We start from the raw sequence: 17,319 nt of genomic DNA, 5'->3' as shown, positions 1-17,319 counted from the left end.
CCAGACCTTTTTCTATTTTGCCAAATTTAACAGGCGGGATATTTTTAACGCCAATTGCACGCGAAAAACTGTTTCACCATCATCTAAATCCTTACCTAAAAGTTCTTTGATTTTAGTCATTCTAAAGTTAATTGTGTTTCGATGTACGCCTAACAAACGGGCAGCCTCAGATTGGCGTCCGCAACAAGATAAGTATACATCTAAGGTTTTAATAAGATCTGTTTGATTATCTTTATCGTATTGGATTAATTTTTCGATCGTACGGGAAATGTATTGTGACAGTAAATTAGCAGGAGCCTGTTGCAAAATAAAATAGGACTCTAAATCAACATAATCGTAAATATGATGGTTCATAGATTTTGGATAGACCCGGGAACCTATATTTACAGCTTCACATGCCTGTTGATAGCTTCTGCTGATCTCAAGAACATCACTGCATCCTGTACCAATTCCGATTTTTATTTGGTTGGCTTGATCGCCGTTATTTAATTCATCAAACTTTTTTGCAAATTGAAGGGCTAACTTATGTAAATGTTCGTTCTCCAGATGTTCTCCTGACTGTAAGATGACAATAACGAAATGATCAAGTTCCATCGTTAAATAATCGATACCAAAGTCTTTGTTAAATGAACGGGCTGTCTCTAATAAAAAATCGGCTGTTTCTTTTTTCAAATCGTGTGCCGGATCTAATAAGGAAACAAATAAACAAATGTATCCGCAACCAGGTTTCAGTCCAAATTCTCTTCCATTTGCAAGAATGGCATCCTTACCGTTAAGTTCGCCTTTTAGAAGTTGGGAAAGGAATATTTTCTTTTTTTCTTGGCCTTTATGCTCATTTTCATAGGTGAACACTTCACGCATCAACGAAGCTAACAAATCTGATAAGGAAAGATCATTTGGAATCTCGATCAAGGGCAGTTTTAAGTTATTTGCGGTCTTCAACATTGCTTCCGGTAATTTAGGCAGGAAATATTTTATTTGAATACAAAGCCCTGCGCATCCTTTTTTGGCCATTTCATGAATCAGTTCAACTTGGGCTGCTTCATCATTCTTGAAGACATATCCGCTGGTTAGTACCAGCTCCCCTTGTTTTAGCCACGGAATGACATCGGGGGCATCGAAGCTGTTAACAGAATTAATTTTGCGGTCAAGTCCGTTATTACCAGCAACTACGGTACAACGGTTTAATGGGGGGATTTGTAAGGCTTCTTCTAATGTTAAGTTCATTGCAATCACATTCCTTTCAAAACATCCAAGACAATTATATCATGATTCTAGGTTAAGATTAGGCTGTGTGCACAATATGGTTATATGAAAACTAGTCTATTGGAATAATGACCTCATATTGCCTCTGGTGTAATCTAAAAATAATAAAAATTTCTAAAACTGGATAAATAGATTTAAAGATTAGTACATTTGTTAAAACATCTTATTGAAAGGAGGGGTTTTTTTGGCGGTTTTATATGTTGATCAACTCTCTAAAAGTATCTCTTCAAATACATTAAAGTTGTTATCGAATGTCACAACCTCTATTGAAAAACCTGCCATTATTTTCATCTTAGGTGCTTCCGGCCAAGGGAAAAGTACGTTGTTGCGGATTCTGGGACGGCTTGAATCTCCTGACAGCGGTCATATTTATTTGCATGGAAAAATGGAAAAGGATTGGTCCCCATCGGAATGGAGGATGAAAGTAGGATATGTTGGACAGCAACCCGTGATGCTGCCGGGAACGGTTGAAGATAATCTTCGGATTGTAAGCCGTCTTCATCGTTCAACTTTTAACTCTATGTACGTTAAACAATTACTGAGTGATGTCGGGCTTTCTTATTTAGATTGGAATAAGCAAGCCTCGCTATTATCCGGGGGTGAAAAGCAACGATTAGCATTGATTAGAACAATATTATTAAATCCGGATATTCTTTTACTTGATGAAGTGACTTCTTCTTTAGATATTCATTCAACTCAATTAGTCGAGGAATTTATTAAGTCATGCCATTATGAAAAGGAAATGACTATCATTTCGGTAACACATAATGTTAAGCAAGCACAAAATATAGGCCAACGTATATGGCTTCTAAGTGAAGGAAGGCTCATTGAAGATACCGATCCGCAATCTTTGTTTAAAAGTCCTGAAACTGATTTATCTAAGTCCTTAATGCAACAGTCGTTTTCGAAAAGCAGCAATCAAATTGAGGTGTTCGTATAATGTCTAACCTGGCGTTGTTTTCTACTTTACTATTCATTTTAATTACAATCATGATTTCCTATTGGCAAAAGCTGGGTTTGGAAAGGGATCTTGCTATAAACACGGTAAGATCGGCCGTTCAATTATTCCTTATTGGATATGTTTTACAATATGTTTTTCGATCTAACCAACCTGGTTTAATTATTTTAATAATCATGATGATGATAGGTGTGGCATCCTTGAATGTTTCACAAAGAGCTAAAGGCTTTAGAGGTATATGGTGGAAAGTTGCAATAACGATTGCTTTTACAGAAACGCTGACACTTGTTCTAATGCTTGGATTTCGAATCATTGAACCAACACCGCGATATATCATTCCTATGGGTGGAATGGTGGCGGGAAACTCAATGATCGCATGCAGCTTGTTTCTATCACAAATGAACAGGGAAGTAGAAACCTCTTCAGGAGAAATCGAAACATTACTGGCTCTCGGGGCTACAACAAGACAATCAATTCAAGATGTACTGGCAAGAGCGGTAAAGGCAAGTATGATTCCTAACATAGACAACATGAAGACAGTTGGTTTAGTGATGCTTCCCGGTGTTATGACAGGTATGATCGTCGCGGGAGCAAGTCCAATTGAAGCAGTACGGTATCAGATTCTGATCATGTTTTTATTTGCAGCATCCCCTGCAGTCACTAGTATGCTGTTAAGTCTAATAACTTATAGAATGTGGTTTACAAAGGATTCAATGTTATCGGAGAAAAGCAGGAGATATAGCTCATGAATATTATTCGGGATTATTCTAAAAGCGGATTAAGTGTTTTTCAGTGGCTTATTTTTTTCTTTGTGAATAGTGTCGCGATTCCAATTGTTGTAGGGGGAATTTTCCATTTGTCTGCAACTGAGGTTACCCATTTAATGCAACGGACTTTTCTCGTTGTCGGTCTATCGACGTTTCTGCAAGGATGGATTGGACACAGGATGCCGATTATGGATGGTCCGGCGGGTACTTGGCTCGGTGTATTTGTCATTATGGGGAATATGGCTGTTCATAAGGGGCACAGTTTCAGCGATACATTGCAAATATTAGAAGGCGGCATGATCATCGCTGGTTTAATGCTTTTCATTTTAGGGATAACGGGAATGATTAAACGTATTTTGACGCTCTTCACTCCTTTGGTAACAGGGGTTTTTCTTTTTTTGCTTTCAATACAGTTAAGCGGTGTTTTCTTAAAAGGAATGATGAATGTGAATGATATTAGCGGTAAACCCGATGTAATTGCATTTATTATTGCGTTCGGTGTTTTTCTTATTATAGTTGGATTATCGTTTTGGGGACGGGGATGGCTTCGTACTTTTTCTTTATTAATTGGTATTTCAGCAGGATGGCTTGTTTTTTATCTTGTTGGCAAAGGTTCACCCTCACCGGTTTCAAAGGAATGGATCCGGATCCCGGAAATTTTTGCATGGGGATATCCGCGTTTGGACAGCGGGATGGCTTTATCAGCGTTAATTCTTGCATTTATGTTAGTGTCAAATTTAGTTTCCAATATATCAGCGATGGGAAATGTTCTTTCGGATGGTGAAACTAAAAAGAAAGATTTCAATCGTGCCAGTTCATTCGCAGGTATTACTCAAATTCTTTGTTCACTCTTTTCGGTTGTAGGGATTGTTCCTTTAAACAGCTCCGTAGGATATGTTCGCATGACAGGCCAGCGGTGTTTACGGCCTTTTTTGATTGCATCGATTTTCCTAACAGGGATCGCCCTTATTCCAGCTATTATTAACTTTCTTTCTTTACTGCCGGCTCCGATAGCAAACGCAGCGATGCTGGCAACGTTTGTCCAATCAGTCGGTGTCGCATTGTTGTCCATAACAAAAGAAAGGTTAGATGAGCGAAGGCTTACGATATTAGGGCTAACCTTGTTATTTGGCATTGGTGTTATGTTTTTGCCGCCGGCTGTGTTTCAAGGCTTACCTTCGATTATACAATATGTGTGCGGGAATGGATTGCTTGTTGGTACAATGATTGTAATTATTATGGAACAAGTTTGGGTTAAAAAAAAAGAAAAGCCTGTGAAGCATCAAACTAATCAAAATTCGACAAATATTTCGTAACCAAGCTGCGATAAACCTGATCATTCACTGTCAGGTTTATCTTTTTTTATGCGGAAAATAACTTACGACAACGCATTAGGCTCTGTGCACAATTAATTCTCCTGTAATTTAGCTCCCATGGCTAATGACCAAAAATCGATCGAATATTACAATTAAATTAATCCTCTGAAAGGGGTTGATCAATGAACATTCATTGTTCAGTGGAAAGGATTGATGACATGGTAAACAACAAGTTAAATTTTGATTTGGTCAATCAAATGGATCGTGAGTCGTTTACAGGAGCATTAGGCTGGATTTTTGAACATTCACCTTGGGTAGCTGAACGTTCATGGGAGAAACGTCCATTTTCTGATGTATCTGACCTTCACGATGCTATGGTAGGTGTCGTAGATGCTGCCAGTTATGAAGAGAAACTTGCATTGCTCAGGGCTCATCCTGATTTAGCTGCTCGGGTTCGTATGGCAAATGCTTCGGTAAAGGAACAGTCCGGAGCCGGACTCGACAAACTTTCAAAAGAGGAGTCCGAAGATTTTCTGTCTCTAAACAAGGCGTATACAGAAAAATTTGGTTTTCCTTTCATTTTGGCTGTCCGCGGTCATACAAAGGAAACGATACGTCAATCTATGCTAAAGAGATTGCAATTATCTCCGGAGGCAGAATTTAAAGAGGCGTTAGAACAAATTTATAAAATTGCCGGATTTCGCTTAAACGATTTTTTAAATAATAAGGGAGGTTTTGAAATGAGTAATCAAAGGACAATGTATTATGGAAAAGGTGACGTTTTTGTTTTTCGTACGTACGCAAAACCGCTTGAAGGAGTAAAAAGAATACCGGAATCAGGGTTTACCGGACGTAACAATGTTATTTTAGGTACGAATGCAACGATCGCTTTAAAAGGTGATGCTTTTTTAACTTCATTTACTGAAGGAGATAACAGCCTCATCGTGGCAACGGATTCCATGAAGAACTTTATGCTTCGCCATGCTGCAAAATATGAGGGCTCTACATTAGAAGGTTTTGCTACATTTGTATGTGAGCGCTTCCTTGAAACATATTCTCATATAGACGCAGTTGAGATTACATGTGATGAAATTCCGTTTGATAAGGTAGAAGTTGGCGGTCAATCAGGATTAAATGAAAGCGATCTCGTCTATCGTCATTCACGCAACGAGCATGCTACAACGACAGTAGAAGTTAAACGTACGGCTAATGGCACTGAAATTACAAAGCAAACGAGCGGTATTTCTCAATTGCATCTTATTAAAGTAAGCGGAAGCTCATTCTACGGATATATTAAGGATGAATATACAACGCTGCCAGAGGCAAAAGATCGTCCATTATTCATCTATCTAAACCTTGATTGGACTTATAATAACGTTATTGATGCCATTGGTTCTGATACATCTAATTATGTACCGGCAGAACAAATCCGTGATATTTGCGCAACAGTTTTCAATGATCTTGAGAATCGTTCGATCCAACATTTAATCTATGAAATTGGACTTCGTGCCCTTGAACGTTTCCCGCAGCTGGCTACTATTGGATTTGAATCGAATAACAAGACATGGGAACCGGTTGTTGAGGATATTCCGGGATCAAAAGGACAAGTATTTACAGAACCACGTCCTCCTTATGGATTCCAAAGATTTATTGTTACACGCGAAGATCTAGAAAAAGAAGGAAGGGCAGCTTCTGGCGCTGCACATACTGCAAAAGCATGAACGGCCGATTAACAACTCATGTTTTGGATTTAACAAAAGGTATCCCGGCGAAAGAGATTAAAATTGAGCTTTGGTTATTAGATTCTGAAGATAACCGATCGTTGATTCGTACTGTTCACACAAATAGCGACGGGCGAGTTGATTCTCCGCTGCTGGACGGCAGTGAATTTAAAATTGGCACATATGAACTGGTATTTTATGTAGCTGATTATTTCCAGAGGGAGGGTGTGCATTCAAGCACCTTTCCTTTCATAGACAAAGTTCCGCTCCGATTTAATATAGCAGATGCAGAGGATCATTATCACGTTCCTCTGCTGGTTGCTCCAGGAGGTTACAGCACGTATCGCGGAAGCTAAGCTTAAAACTTTTGACGAATCAAGGGGGAATAGTGAATGACACAGGAAAGAAAAGGTATAGTGACACTGGGCGGAAATCCCGCAACATTAATTGGACCGGAAATTAAACCGGGGGATAAAGCGCCAGATTTTGAAGTTTTATCAAATGATCGTTCTAAAGTAACGCTTGCAGATTCCAAAGGAAAAATTCGGCTTATTAGTGTGGTCCCTTCATTGGATACCGGGGTTTGTGACGAACAAACACGCCGTTTCAATAAAGAGGCGGCAAGCCTTGGTGATGATGTAAAGGTTTTGACAATCAGTGCTGATCTTCCTTTTGCACAAAGCAGATGGTGCGGAGCGGCCGGAATTAATGCTGTTGAAACATTATCTGATCATTACAGCATGTCTTTTGGAAAAGCATATGGAACATATATGAAAGAACATCGGCTGGAATGCCGCGCAATTTTTGTTGTAAATTCAGAAGATGTTGTGACGTATGTTGAATACGTTCCTGAAGTGACACAGCATCCAAACTATGAAGCAGCCTTGGAAGCCGTTAAATCTGCTAAGGCAACCGTTAATTCTGTGAAATAATGTTTTTTAGGTGAAAATTAAAGCCTAATTTGAAGAAGGTGATTCCAAAACGATATAGCGGGGTGTTTTTTGATGCACATCTTAGTCATTGGTTTAAATTTTAACACTGCTCCTGTTGAAATCCGGGAACGTTTTGCTTTCGGAGAAGAGTTTAAATCGGGGGCGATTCAAACTCTTCTTCATAGAAACAGTATTCAAGAGTGTGTCATTGTTGATACATGCAATCGAATGGAATTGTATACGGTTGTCGATCAATTACATACTGGAAGGCATTACGTAAAAGGATTTCTTGAAGAGTGGTTTGGAATAGATCGGTCAGAGTTTATTAATTATCTTTATATTAAAGAAAATGCTGAAGCGATAGGTCATCTCTTTCGTGTAGCTTGCGGACTTGATTCAATGATTTTAGGCGAGACACAGATTTTAGGTCAAGTAAAAGACGCCTTTTTCCAAAGCCAAAGTTTGAAGGCGACAGGCACGATTTTTAACATGCTGTTTAAGCAGGCGGTTACATTAGCTAAGCGTGCCCATTCACAAACAAATATCAGCAGAAATGCAGTTTCCGTCAGTTATGCTGCTATAGAATTAGGAAAGAAAATCTTCGACAATTTTAAAAACAAAACGGTTGTTATTCTTGGTGCAGGAGAGATGGGTGAATTAACGGCGAAACATCTCGCTGCAAACGGAACCGGCAATATTATTGTCGTTAACAGAACGTATGAGAAAGCCAGGGTTATAGCTGAAAAATTTAACGGATTGGCTTTAACGTCAGACGATCTTCCGTATGCTTTAATCCAAGCCGATATCGTCATTAGTTCACTGCGTACAGACAGTTATGTATTAAGTAAGAAAGATATTGAATCAATTATTCAAAAAAGAAAAAAACGCCAATTATTTTTAGTTGATATTGCAGTTCCTAGGAATTTGCACCCCGCTATTAACGATTTGGATGATGTGTTCTTATACAATATTGATGATTTGACATACATTGTTGAAGCAAATATACAAGAGAGGGCCGCTGAAGCAGAGAAAATAGAAATAATGATTAATCAGGAAATAGAAAAGTTTAAGTCGTGGCTTAATACGCTTGGTGTTATCCCGGTTATTAGCGCATTACGTGAAAAATCATTATCCATTCACGAAGAGGCTGTCCGTCATATAGAAAATAAATTACCTGAATTAACAGAAAGGGAACTCAGGGTTATTCGCAAATATTCGAAAACAATTGTTAATCAGATGCTGCACTTTCCTCTTATTCGTATGAAAGAAATGGTTGCGAACCCAAATCGTGAAGAAGTGCTGGATCTATTCATAAATATATTTGGTCTTGAGGAAGAATTGAAAGAACAAGAACGATCTACTCAATACAGTATGGAAAAAAATTTAATTGATAAAAAGAAAAGGGAAATACCTGTTTTTTCATAAAATCATAGATTGGATTTCCGTCATAAATGAGGAGGCGATTATGAGGAAAAAAATAGGACTGCTAGTCATGGCTTATGGTACCCCGTCCAGTTTGTTTGAGGTTGAATCCTATTATACTCATATCCGGCATGGGAGAAAGCCTTCTGCAAGTCAGATAGAGGATTTAAAAAAACGGTATAGACAAATAGGAGGAATTTCACCTCTCGCTAAAATAACGCGAAATCAAGCGAAGCATTTAGTTTTAAAGCTTAATCATTGGTACGATGATATTCGGTTTAATTTGTATTTAGGATATAAGCATACTTATCCTTTTATTGAAGATGCCGTTAAGCAAATGAAAGATGATGGAATCGAAGAGGCAATCAGCATTATACTCGCACCTCATTATTCCGTTTACAGTTTAAAGGCGTACAATGATCGGGCTAAATCGATGTCAGATAAAATTAATGGCCCGCTTATTCATCACATTAATTCCTGGTATGATGAACCAAAATTTATCGGATTCTGGGCCAATCAGATAAAAAGAACACAGCTGATGATTAATGATTTGTCAAAGTCAATGGTCATATTTTCAGCACACAGTCTTCCGGAAAAAATTCTTATAAATAACGACCCTTATCCGGAACAACTGGCAAAAACGGCTGAATTAATCGCTGAAAAAGCAAATCTGAAATATTACTCGATAGGTTGGCAAAGTGCCGGAGCTACTGAAGAACCTTGGCTCGGTCCGGATGTTCAAGATCTTACGAAAGAATTATACAGAAAACATGGATACACTTCTTTTATATATTGTCCAATTGGATTTGTAGCCGATCACTTAGAAGTTTTGTATGATAATGATTTCGAATGTAAAGCAGTGACAGAGGAGTTAGGGGTCAATTATTTTCGGCCCAGAATGCCAAATACCCATTTAAGTTTTATAGAAGGGCTTGCATCGGCAGTTTCAAAAAAAGTCAGAGAAATTAACAAAATTACAGTTGACATTTAGAAGTTATTGAATTATAACTATATTATAATAATTATTACTTGATACATAAAATCATAAAGTTATTATTTTAACTTTTTGCTTTGTTGATTTTATGAATAATAATTATTCAAAATGATAAAATTTCCGAATGGGGTGAATCAGTTGGTTAATAAAAATAATTCTACGGATGCAAATCAAAATCGTAAGAAGTTTACTACAGCTGCAGGTGCACCGGTTGCTGAGAATCAAAACACAATGACTGCCGGTCCAAGAGGGCCTGTACTTTTACAAGATGTCTGGTTTCTTGAAAAAATGGCTCATTTTGACCGTGAAGTTATTCCTGAGCGACGCATGCATGCAAAAGGATCCGGCGCGTTTGGTACATTTACCGTAACGCATGATATTACAAAATATACTAAAGCAAAAATTTTCTCAGAAATCGGTAAGAAAACAGATATGTTCATTCGTTTTTCAACAGTTGCCGGTGAACGCGGTGCTGCGGACGCAGAACGTGATATTCGCGGGTTTGCTGTAAGGTTTTATACTGAAGAAGGAAACTGGGACATTGTTGGGAACAACACGCCTGTATTCTTTTTTAGAGACCCGCTGAAGTTCCCTGATTTGAACCATGCTGTAAAGCGTGACCCTCGTACGAATATGCGCAGTGCGAATAATAACTGGGATTTCTGGACCGGATTGCCTGAAGCGCTTCATCAAGTGACGATTGTAATGAGTGACCGCGGAATTCCGAAGTCTTATCGAACGATGCATGGTTTCGGAAGCCATACGTTCAGTATGATCAATGCTGATAATGAACGCGTTTGGGTTAAATTCCATTTCCGTTCACAACAAGGTATTGAAAACTTAACAGACCAGGAAGCAGAAACTCTTATTGGTAAAGATCGTGAAAGCCATCAGAAAGATCTATATGAGGCAATTGAAAATGGCAACTTTCCGAAATGGAAAATGTACATTCAAGTCATGACTGAAGAGCAGGCAAATAATATGCCGTACAACCCATTCGACCTAACTAAAGTATGGTATAAAAAGGACTTCCCGCTCATTGAAGTGGGCGAATTTGAACTGAACAAAAATCCTGAGAACTATTTTGCTGATGTAGAACAAGCGGCCTTTACGCCGGCAAATGTTGTACCTGGTATCGGGTTCTCACCAGACAGAATGTTACAAGGCCGTTTATTCTCTTACGGTGATGCTGCGCGTTATCGTTTAGGCGTTAACCACCATCAAATTCCTGTTAACCAACCGAGATGTCCTTTCCATAGCTATCATCGTGACGGGGCGATGAGAGTTGACGGCAACCAAGGCAGCACCCTTCATTATGAGCCGAACAGTTATGGTGAGTGGCAAGAACAAACTGAATATAAAGAGCCGCCTCTAGAACTGTACGGTGCAGCTGACCGTTGGGATTACAGGGAAGATGATGATAACTACTTTGAACAGCCAGGCAAGCTTTTCAATTTGATGAGCAAAGAGCAGCAACAAGTACTGTTCGAAAATACTGCACGTAATATTGACGGTGTAGAAAAACATATCCAGCTTCGTCATATTGAGCATTGCTACAAAGCAGATCCGGCTTACGGAAAAGGTGTAGCAGAAGCAATTGGTATCAGCTGGAGCGAGGTTGAAGAAGAATTAGCGCTTAAAAGCTAAGTAACTATTTTTTCTAAGCGGAAAAATGCTAGGTTTATAAAGTAATATTTTGCAGGTGTGCAGGAAAATTCTCATTTTATCTCAATCTATCTTTTCTCAATGTTTTTAGTGTTTTCTCAATCTATTCTCATTTAATCTTTAGAAAAGATCATCTTGCAGATGATCTTTTCTAATATCAATTTTATATATGACTAATGAGGTGTTGAAATGAATCAACATCGTTTGGAGGAAGGGCTTGCACTTTTAAAAGAAAATCGGATTAGACTGACCCCGCAGCGTTTAGCGATATTAGAATACTTAGCAAATACTGATTCGCATCCTACAGAAGACGAGATCTATAAATCGTTAAGCAACAAGTTTCCTAATATAACGAATGCAACAATATATAACAACTTAAAGTGCTTAAAAAAAAATGGCATTATTAACGAGCTGAAATACGGTGAAGACGCCAGCCGTTTTGAGTGGGTAACAGAACCCCATTATCATGTTGTCTGTAAATCATGCGGGAGAATGCGCGACTTTAACTATCCTGAATTAAAAGAAGTAGAAGCTTATGTGGAAAAACTGTCAGGGTTTCAAATAAACCATCATCTTTTTGAAGTTCATGGTATTTGTTCGGTATGTAAGCAGAGTCAAAAATAAAACAGCTAAATTTTTTATATTACTGAATAGGGAGTGGAGATATGTCAACTTACGATCTTATCATACGAAACGGAACAATTGTGACTTCTTTCTCCGAAAGTAAAGGTGATATCGCAATAAAAAACGGGTTAATTTCAGAAATATCCGAATGCGGAGGTTTGAAAGGGACGTGCCTAAAAGAAATCGATGCAACAGACCTTCATATCTTTCCAGGATTAATTGATTCCCATGTTCATTTTAATGAACCCGGAAGAACGGAATGGGAAGGTTTTTCGACCGGAAGCAGAAGTTTGGCGGCAGGCGGCGTAACAACATTTTTTGATATGCCTTTAAACAGTTTTCCGCCTACAATTAATAAGGAAGGTTTTGAATTAAAGAAAAAGCTGGCAAGTCAAAAATCAATCGTTGATTTTAGACTTTGGGGTGGATTAGTTCCTAATAATTTAAATGATTTAGAGGATCTGTATCATTGCGGGGTTATTGGTTTTAAAGCATTTATGTCACCAAGCGGCATAGATGAATTTCAGAATGCAGATGACATCACGCTTTATAAAGGAATGGAGAAAATCGCGAGTTTCGGTTCGATATTGGCGGTTCATGCGGAAAGTACTGTTATTACAGAACAACTGGCTGAACAAAAACGCCTTTCCGGAAAAAAGTCAGCTCTTGATTACTGTGAATCTCGTCCGATAGTTTCCGAGATTGAAGCTGTGGGAAGAATTCTTTCATTTGCGGAAACAACAGGCTGTAAAGTCCATATTGTTCATGCAAGCAGCAGCAAAGTTATTTCTCTGGTAACGAAGGCAAAAGAAAAAGGTGTAGATGTAACTGTAGAAACTTGTCCGCATTATCTTTCACTGTCATCGGATGATTTTATGAAAATAGGTCCGGTCGCAAAGTGTGCCCCGCCATTAAGGGATGCAGATGAAGTAGAAGCGTTATGGGAATCATTTGCTAATGGTGAAGTTGATATTATCGGATCAGATCATTCTCCTGCTCCGCCTGCTATGAAACAAGTTAAAGACAACGACATGTTTAAAGTATGGGGAGGTATTTCGGGAGCGCAGACAACACTGATGATATTATTGGAAGAAGGATATTGGAAACGGGGGATCCCTCTAAAAAGAATTGTTGAGGCGACTTCTGCCAACCCTGCGAAACGATTTGGATTATATCCCCAAAAAGGCAACATTTCAGTTGGAAGCGAGGCCGATCTGGCAATTATTAATCTTAATCAACTTTATCGTTTAAGTGAAGAAGACTTATTCTACCGTCATCCGTATTCCCCTTTTATAGGAAGAACATACAGAGGGAAAAATGTAACAACAATAGTAAAGGGAAAAGTTGTATTTGAAAATGGAAAAATAAGTTCAAAATATGAAACAATCCCTTAATAACGCCTTTACCCAGGAGCAATGTTATCTCATAATGGAAAAATTTATGGATATAAGGAGAGGTAAACTATGAAGCTTGCATTTGTCGGATTGGGCAACATGGGACTTCCGATGGCTGTAAATCTGGTTAAAGCAAACTATGAAACATTTGGAATAAACCGCAGTAAAAAGAAGGAAGAGATTTTTGCCGAATCCGGCGGGATTGTAGGAGATTCTTTAGTACAAGTGGCTCAAGAAGTTGATGTTATCATGACATGCTTGCCTTTGCCAAGTGATGTAGAGAGGGTCTATCTTGGAGAGGAAGGTATTATTGCCAATGGAAAAAGAGGATTGATTTTAATTGATTTTAGCACGGTTTCTCCGGATATAAATGAAAAAATATATAATGAAGCAAAGAAAAAGGGGATCGACTTTCTGGATGCGCCAATCAGCGGAGGAAACGAAGGGGCAAGATTGGGAACATTAAGCATAATGGTTGGCGGAGACAAGAAAGTTTTTGATAAGGTGTATCCTATATTTGAGGTACTTGGCCAAAACATTTTCTATACTGGGAAAGTAGGCAATGGTACAGTTATTAAACTGATTAATCAATATATGGTCAGTGTTCATACACAAGCAGTTAGTGAAGCTTTATGTTTAGCTGAAAAAAATGGAATCGCTTTTGAAACCTTATTTGAAATTCTTAATAACAGCTATGCTCAAAGCCGGATTTATGAACGTCATTATACCCAACATATTTCTAAAGAGGAGTATAAGCCTGGTTTTGCATTAAAACTATTATATAAAGATATATCTCTTGTTCAGAAAATGGCGGAAAAAAATACGTTAACATTACCATTAGGCAATCAGGTTGAGGAACTATTAAAGGAAGCTAAAGATAGTGTATTCCAAGATGATGATATGTCGGCTATGTATTTATTTATGAGAGAGCAGGCTAAATGAGCAAGCTGCTTGTGATGAAAAAGAATGTAATATGGCGTATTACGTTCTTTTTTATCCTATAAAAGAAATTTAATTCTCTTTAACTCAATTTTTACTGCTTCGAATATATTTTACAATAAATATGAGAAAATTGTCGCTTTAATGTTGAGAATCTTTATGAAATAGATTATAATAGTACTATAATGATTTAGAGGCATTGTATCCTACGTCCTAAATATTCAGAATTTTTTATCCAGTTGAAAAGTATTTTATATTAAAATACAGTCAATTACATATACCCAAAACACAATGTTTCTAGTCTTTATAATCTATTAAGTGGTGAATGGATGTCCTCACTTATTCACCGCCTGAAAATTGATTGTTTTAGAAGGGGGATAATAGGTGACGAAGAATGTCATATTCGCTTATATCCATGGCCGTTTTTAAAGATAAGTAACTATCATCTTAGAAGAAGACGAAATTTTTCTTCATTTATGTTTAAACAAATCACAATCGTCAATTTATGACATGGTGTAAAGTTTTTTTAAACCAATACCGAAACGCAGTTTCGTAATAAACAACATTATTAAGATGATTTGAAATATTCGTTTGTATCTGCTGCTGATTCAAATCACAATTTTAAGGTTACTATCTTGTTATTTATAAAAACAAATATCAGATAAAAATCGTTTTTTTTAAAACGTTTTTAAAACGCAGTTACTCAATAAGCAACAACAATCTGACCATTAAATTATTCTCTTTGTTTGAGGGATAAAGCATGGAAAGTGTTTTGAAATAATTGAGCATAAAAAGGGTTTCGGGTTATTCCAAATTGTTTTTAATTTTTCCTAGAAGAATATGAAGATCTCATTATTTTTTACAACATTACTTACTAGTTATGGTTACGAAACGTTATTACGAGACTATTGTTTGAGGTTCAATCAATTTTAGGAGGCTAAGGATGAACACAAATAAACCAAACGGTGTAACCGCTGTCTTTAGTGAGAAGTTGCCTTTATCGAAATTATTGCCGCTGGGGCTTCAACATTTAGTAACAATGGTAGGGTCATTTATGGTCCCGGTTTTGGTCGGAAGTGCTATGGGACTTGATTCAAAAACCCTTGCCTATTTAGTTTCAGCTATTTTTTTTACAAGCGGAGTAGCTATCTTAATTCAGGTGATTGGGATTGGCAAAGGGATCGGTTCAAAACTCCCGCTATTTATGGGGTCTTCCTTTATAACGTTAGGGCCTATGATCGTCATAGGGAAACAGTATGGTCTTCCTACTCTTTTTGGTTCAATTATAGCATCAGGGATTATCATTTTTCTTTTATCGTTTTTCTTTGACAAGTTACTGATTTTTTTCCCAAAGATTGTTACAGGAACATTCATTACAATAATGGGTATTTCACTGGCTCCTACAGCATTTAAAGATTTTGCAGGCGGAGAAAGTTCACCCGTTCATGGGTCATCTGCCAATATGTTAATTGGAACAATTGTTATAGCTTTAATCATATTGCTTCATAAGTTTTGTAAAGGTTTTTTGAAAACCATGGCCATACTTATTGGAGTATTAATTGGAACGATACTGGCAGGTATTTTCGGCATGATAGATTTTAACCCGGTTGCAGACGCAAATTGGCTGCAAGTCGTAACGCCGTTTCACTTTGGACTGCCGGAGTTTCATTTAAATGCGATAATGACAATGTCTATCTTCTGTTTAATAAACCTTATTCAATGTATAGGATCGTATTCAGTGTTAGATGAAACATGCGGAACCGAAACAACAGACAAAGACACAATCAGAGGATTAAGGGGACAAGCAGTCGGTCAAGTCATATCAGGGATGTTTAACTCTGTACCCCATGCATTTTTAAATGAAAACATAGGTGTTATGTCTCTAAGCGGATTTAAAAACCGTTTTATTACCATAACAACAGGATGTATATTAATCGTTCTAAGTTTTTTTCCAAAATTCTCTGCCTTTATAACGGTCATTCCATCATGTGTACGCGGAGGTGCGATGCTTGCGATTTTTGGAATGGTTATTTCTGCGGGTATATCGATTCTTTCAAGGGTTGACTTCTCGGGAAACCATAATACCTTAATCATAGGAACAAGTATTGCTATTGGTGTTGGATCGAATTTTGACCCAGGCGTATTTAATCATATGCCTTGGTTAATGAAGACATTATTTGAGAATGGGATGTTTTCAGCTTGCCTTTGTGCTGTAGTGTTGAACGTATGTCTTAATTTCCATACATTTAAGGGATTTTTCAGCATACGGCCAAGGAACAGCGAAGCTGAGCCAAATGCCGCATGGGGGGCTGTCAATCCTCAAGAAAAATAGTAAACATCAAGAAGAATCTTAACCTGCGGGCGATTTCTATTTTTGAAACCGCCTTCTTTTTATATCACAAACAAGGGGGAGAAGACATTGTTAATGAACACGAAAAAGATTTTGAAACAAGCGCAAAAGAATAAGTACGCGGTCGCGGCATTTAATACGTATAGTCTTGAAACGGTACAAGCGGCGATTGCAGCCGCCGAAGACGAACAGCAGCCCGTTATTATCGCTTTGGGAGAACGTTATTTTCCAACTGTTGATATCGAAGGATTTGCAGCTATGGTTAGAGCGATGGCTTTAAAGGCAAGTGTTCCTGTTTCACTCCACTTAGACCACGCTTATGAAAAGGAATCTATTATTCGTGCGATTCAGTGCGGATTTACTTCCGTCATGTTTGATGGTTCCAAGTATTCACTTTCAGAAAATATCGAGCGTACAAAAGAAATTACTGAGATAGCCCATTTGGCTGATGTTTCGGTCGAGGCTGAAATCGGATCGATGGCTAAAGGCGCTTTTTCGGATGAGGAAGAGGGCGATGGTACATTAACTGATCCAGAATCAGCGAAACAATTTGTCGAAGAAACGGATATTGATTTTTTAGCAGCAGCAATTGGAACGGTCCACGGCTTATATAAGGGCGAACCCAATATTGACTTTAATCGTCTTAAAAAGATTCGTGATTCAGTCAATATCCCATTAGTCCTTCACGGGGGATCAGGAACTTCAGAGGATAAATTAAAACAAGCTATTGATTTAGGAATTTGTAAAATTAATGTGAATACAGAAGTTTCAATTGCTGCGGTTTCCTTTTTGAAATCTGCATTTGAAACAGCGTTTAAAAACGAGGAAATGCCGCACTTATCGACTGTAAATGCTAAAATGGAGCAAGAGATGAAGAAAACCATGGTGAAATTTGTACGCATCTTTTCTAATCAAGTTAAACCGGTTTTATAACAAATTTGTCTTATATGTAAATGGCTAGTTAAGAGGTG

Annotated in this window: 15 protein-coding genes; 14 read left to right on the top strand and 1 reads right to left on the bottom strand. The window is 37.8% G+C overall.

Translation table 11 applies throughout. From position 1 onward, the window contains the following. Positions 1–12: 12 nt before the first annotated feature. Positions 13–1,227 (bottom strand): PucR family transcriptional regulator, encoded by a 1,215-nt coding sequence (locus tag ACFQRG_RS20210; RefSeq protein ID WP_380969556.1) that lies wholly within the window; start codon positions 1,225–1,227, stop codon positions 13–15. Between the two features lie 223 nt (positions 1,228–1,450). Here ACFQRG_RS20210 and ACFQRG_RS20205 point away from each other — a divergent pair, with 223 nt between their 5' ends. The 14 genes from ACFQRG_RS20205 (at position 1,451) to ACFQRG_RS20140 (ending at position 17,281) form a co-directional block, all read left to right on the top strand. Further along, positions 1,451–2,206: an ABC transporter ATP-binding protein gene (locus tag ACFQRG_RS20205; RefSeq protein WP_380969554.1), complete on the top strand. Its 756-nt coding sequence runs from the start codon at positions 1,451–1,453 to the stop codon at positions 2,204–2,206. Continuing rightward, positions 2,206–2,973 (top strand): ABC transporter permease, encoded by a 768-nt coding sequence (locus ACFQRG_RS20200; RefSeq protein WP_380969552.1) that lies wholly within the window; start codon positions 2,206–2,208, stop codon positions 2,971–2,973. The genes ACFQRG_RS20205 and ACFQRG_RS20200 overlap by 1 nt, the downstream gene beginning before the upstream one ends. A gap of 2 nt (positions 2,974–2,975) precedes the next feature. Further along, on the top strand, positions 2,976–4,307 hold the full coding sequence (locus ACFQRG_RS20195) for a purine/pyrimidine permease (RefSeq protein ID WP_380969615.1): 1,332 nt from the start codon (positions 2,976–2,978) through the stop codon (positions 4,305–4,307). A 182-nt stretch (positions 4,308–4,489) separates the two neighbouring features. Continuing rightward, on the top strand, positions 4,490–6,028 hold the full coding sequence (pucL, locus tag ACFQRG_RS20190) for a factor-independent urate hydroxylase (protein WP_380969550.1): 1,539 nt from the start codon (positions 4,490–4,492) through the stop codon (positions 6,026–6,028). Beyond that, a complete protein-coding gene (gene uraH / locus ACFQRG_RS20185; RefSeq protein ID WP_380969548.1) occupies positions 6,025–6,384 on the top strand; it encodes a hydroxyisourate hydrolase in 360 nt (119 codons plus the stop codon). Before pucL ends, uraH begins: the two co-directional genes overlap by 4 nt. 36 nt (positions 6,385–6,420) lie before the next feature. After that, positions 6,421–6,960 (top strand): thiol peroxidase, encoded by a 540-nt coding sequence (gene tpx, locus ACFQRG_RS20180; RefSeq protein WP_380969546.1) that lies wholly within the window; start codon positions 6,421–6,423, stop codon positions 6,958–6,960. 72 nt (positions 6,961–7,032) lie between these two features. Next, positions 7,033–8,385, top strand: coding sequence for a glutamyl-tRNA reductase (hemA, locus tag ACFQRG_RS20175; RefSeq protein WP_380969543.1), 1,353 nt, complete (start codon positions 7,033–7,035; stop codon positions 8,383–8,385). Positions 8,386–8,422: 37 nt separating this feature from the next. Beyond that, positions 8,423–9,373: a ferrochelatase gene (gene hemH, locus ACFQRG_RS20170; RefSeq protein ID WP_380969614.1), complete on the top strand. Its 951-nt coding sequence runs from the start codon at positions 8,423–8,425 to the stop codon at positions 9,371–9,373. Between the two features lie 141 nt (positions 9,374–9,514). Next, on the top strand, positions 9,515–11,023 hold the full coding sequence (locus ACFQRG_RS20165) for a catalase (protein WP_380969541.1): 1,509 nt from the start codon (positions 9,515–9,517) through the stop codon (positions 11,021–11,023). A gap of 207 nt (positions 11,024–11,230) precedes the next feature. Beyond that, entirely contained in the window at positions 11,231–11,665 is a 435-nt protein-coding gene (locus ACFQRG_RS20160) for a Fur family transcriptional regulator (protein WP_380969539.1), read from the top strand. 41 nt (positions 11,666–11,706) lie between these two features. Then, positions 11,707–13,059: an allantoinase gene (locus ACFQRG_RS20155; RefSeq protein ID WP_380969536.1), complete on the top strand. Its 1,353-nt coding sequence runs from the start codon at positions 11,707–11,709 to the stop codon at positions 13,057–13,059. A gap of 69 nt (positions 13,060–13,128) precedes the next feature. Beyond that, positions 13,129–14,001 (top strand): NAD(P)-dependent oxidoreductase, encoded by an 873-nt coding sequence (locus ACFQRG_RS20150; protein ID WP_380969533.1) that lies wholly within the window; start codon positions 13,129–13,131, stop codon positions 13,999–14,001. A gap of 940 nt (positions 14,002–14,941) precedes the next feature. Beyond that, positions 14,942–16,330 (top strand): nucleobase:cation symporter-2 family protein, encoded by a 1,389-nt coding sequence (locus tag ACFQRG_RS20145; protein ID WP_380969531.1) that lies wholly within the window; start codon positions 14,942–14,944, stop codon positions 16,328–16,330. A gap of 93 nt (positions 16,331–16,423) precedes the next feature. Beyond that, positions 16,424–17,281, top strand: coding sequence for a class II fructose-bisphosphate aldolase (locus tag ACFQRG_RS20140; protein WP_380969529.1), 858 nt, complete (start codon positions 16,424–16,426; stop codon positions 17,279–17,281). Positions 17,282–17,319: the final 38 nt, after the last annotated feature.

Source organism: Scopulibacillus cellulosilyticus, from assembly GCF_042665295.1.
GTDB lineage: Bacteria > Bacillota > Bacilli > Bacillales > Sporolactobacillaceae > Scopulibacillus_A > Scopulibacillus_A cellulosilyticus.
Note: the sequence above shows the minus strand (reverse complement) of the source record. Positions and strands in the feature narration are given on the sequence as shown.

Excerpts from the sequence above, each read along its gene's own strand:
- ACFQRG_RS20200 (WP_380969552.1), top strand. The coding sequence starts at position 2,206 with ATGTCTAACCTGGCGTTGTTTTCTACTTTACTATTCATTTTAATTACA.
- ACFQRG_RS20210 (WP_380969556.1), bottom strand. The coding sequence starts at position 1,227 with ATGAACTTAACATTAGAAGAAGCCTTACAAATCCCCCCATTAAACCGT.
- hemA (WP_380969543.1), top strand. The coding sequence starts at position 7,033 with ATGCACATCTTAGTCATTGGTTTAAATTTTAACACTGCTCCTGTTGAA.
- ACFQRG_RS20145 (WP_380969531.1), top strand. The coding sequence starts at position 14,942 with ATGAACACAAATAAACCAAACGGTGTAACCGCTGTCTTTAGTGAGAAG.
- pucL (WP_380969550.1), top strand. The coding sequence starts at position 4,490 with ATGAACATTCATTGTTCAGTGGAAAGGATTGATGACATGGTAAACAAC.
- ACFQRG_RS20150 (WP_380969533.1), top strand. The coding sequence starts at position 13,129 with ATGAAGCTTGCATTTGTCGGATTGGGCAACATGGGACTTCCGATGGCT.
- ACFQRG_RS20140 (WP_380969529.1), top strand. The coding sequence starts at position 16,424 with ATGAACACGAAAAAGATTTTGAAACAAGCGCAAAAGAATAAGTACGCG.
- tpx (WP_380969546.1), top strand. The coding sequence starts at position 6,421 with ATGACACAGGAAAGAAAAGGTATAGTGACACTGGGCGGAAATCCCGCA.
- ACFQRG_RS20160 (WP_380969539.1), top strand. The coding sequence starts at position 11,231 with ATGAATCAACATCGTTTGGAGGAAGGGCTTGCACTTTTAAAAGAAAAT.
- uraH (WP_380969548.1), top strand. The coding sequence starts at position 6,025 with ATGAACGGCCGATTAACAACTCATGTTTTGGATTTAACAAAAGGTATC.
- ACFQRG_RS20155 (WP_380969536.1), top strand. The coding sequence starts at position 11,707 with ATGTCAACTTACGATCTTATCATACGAAACGGAACAATTGTGACTTCT.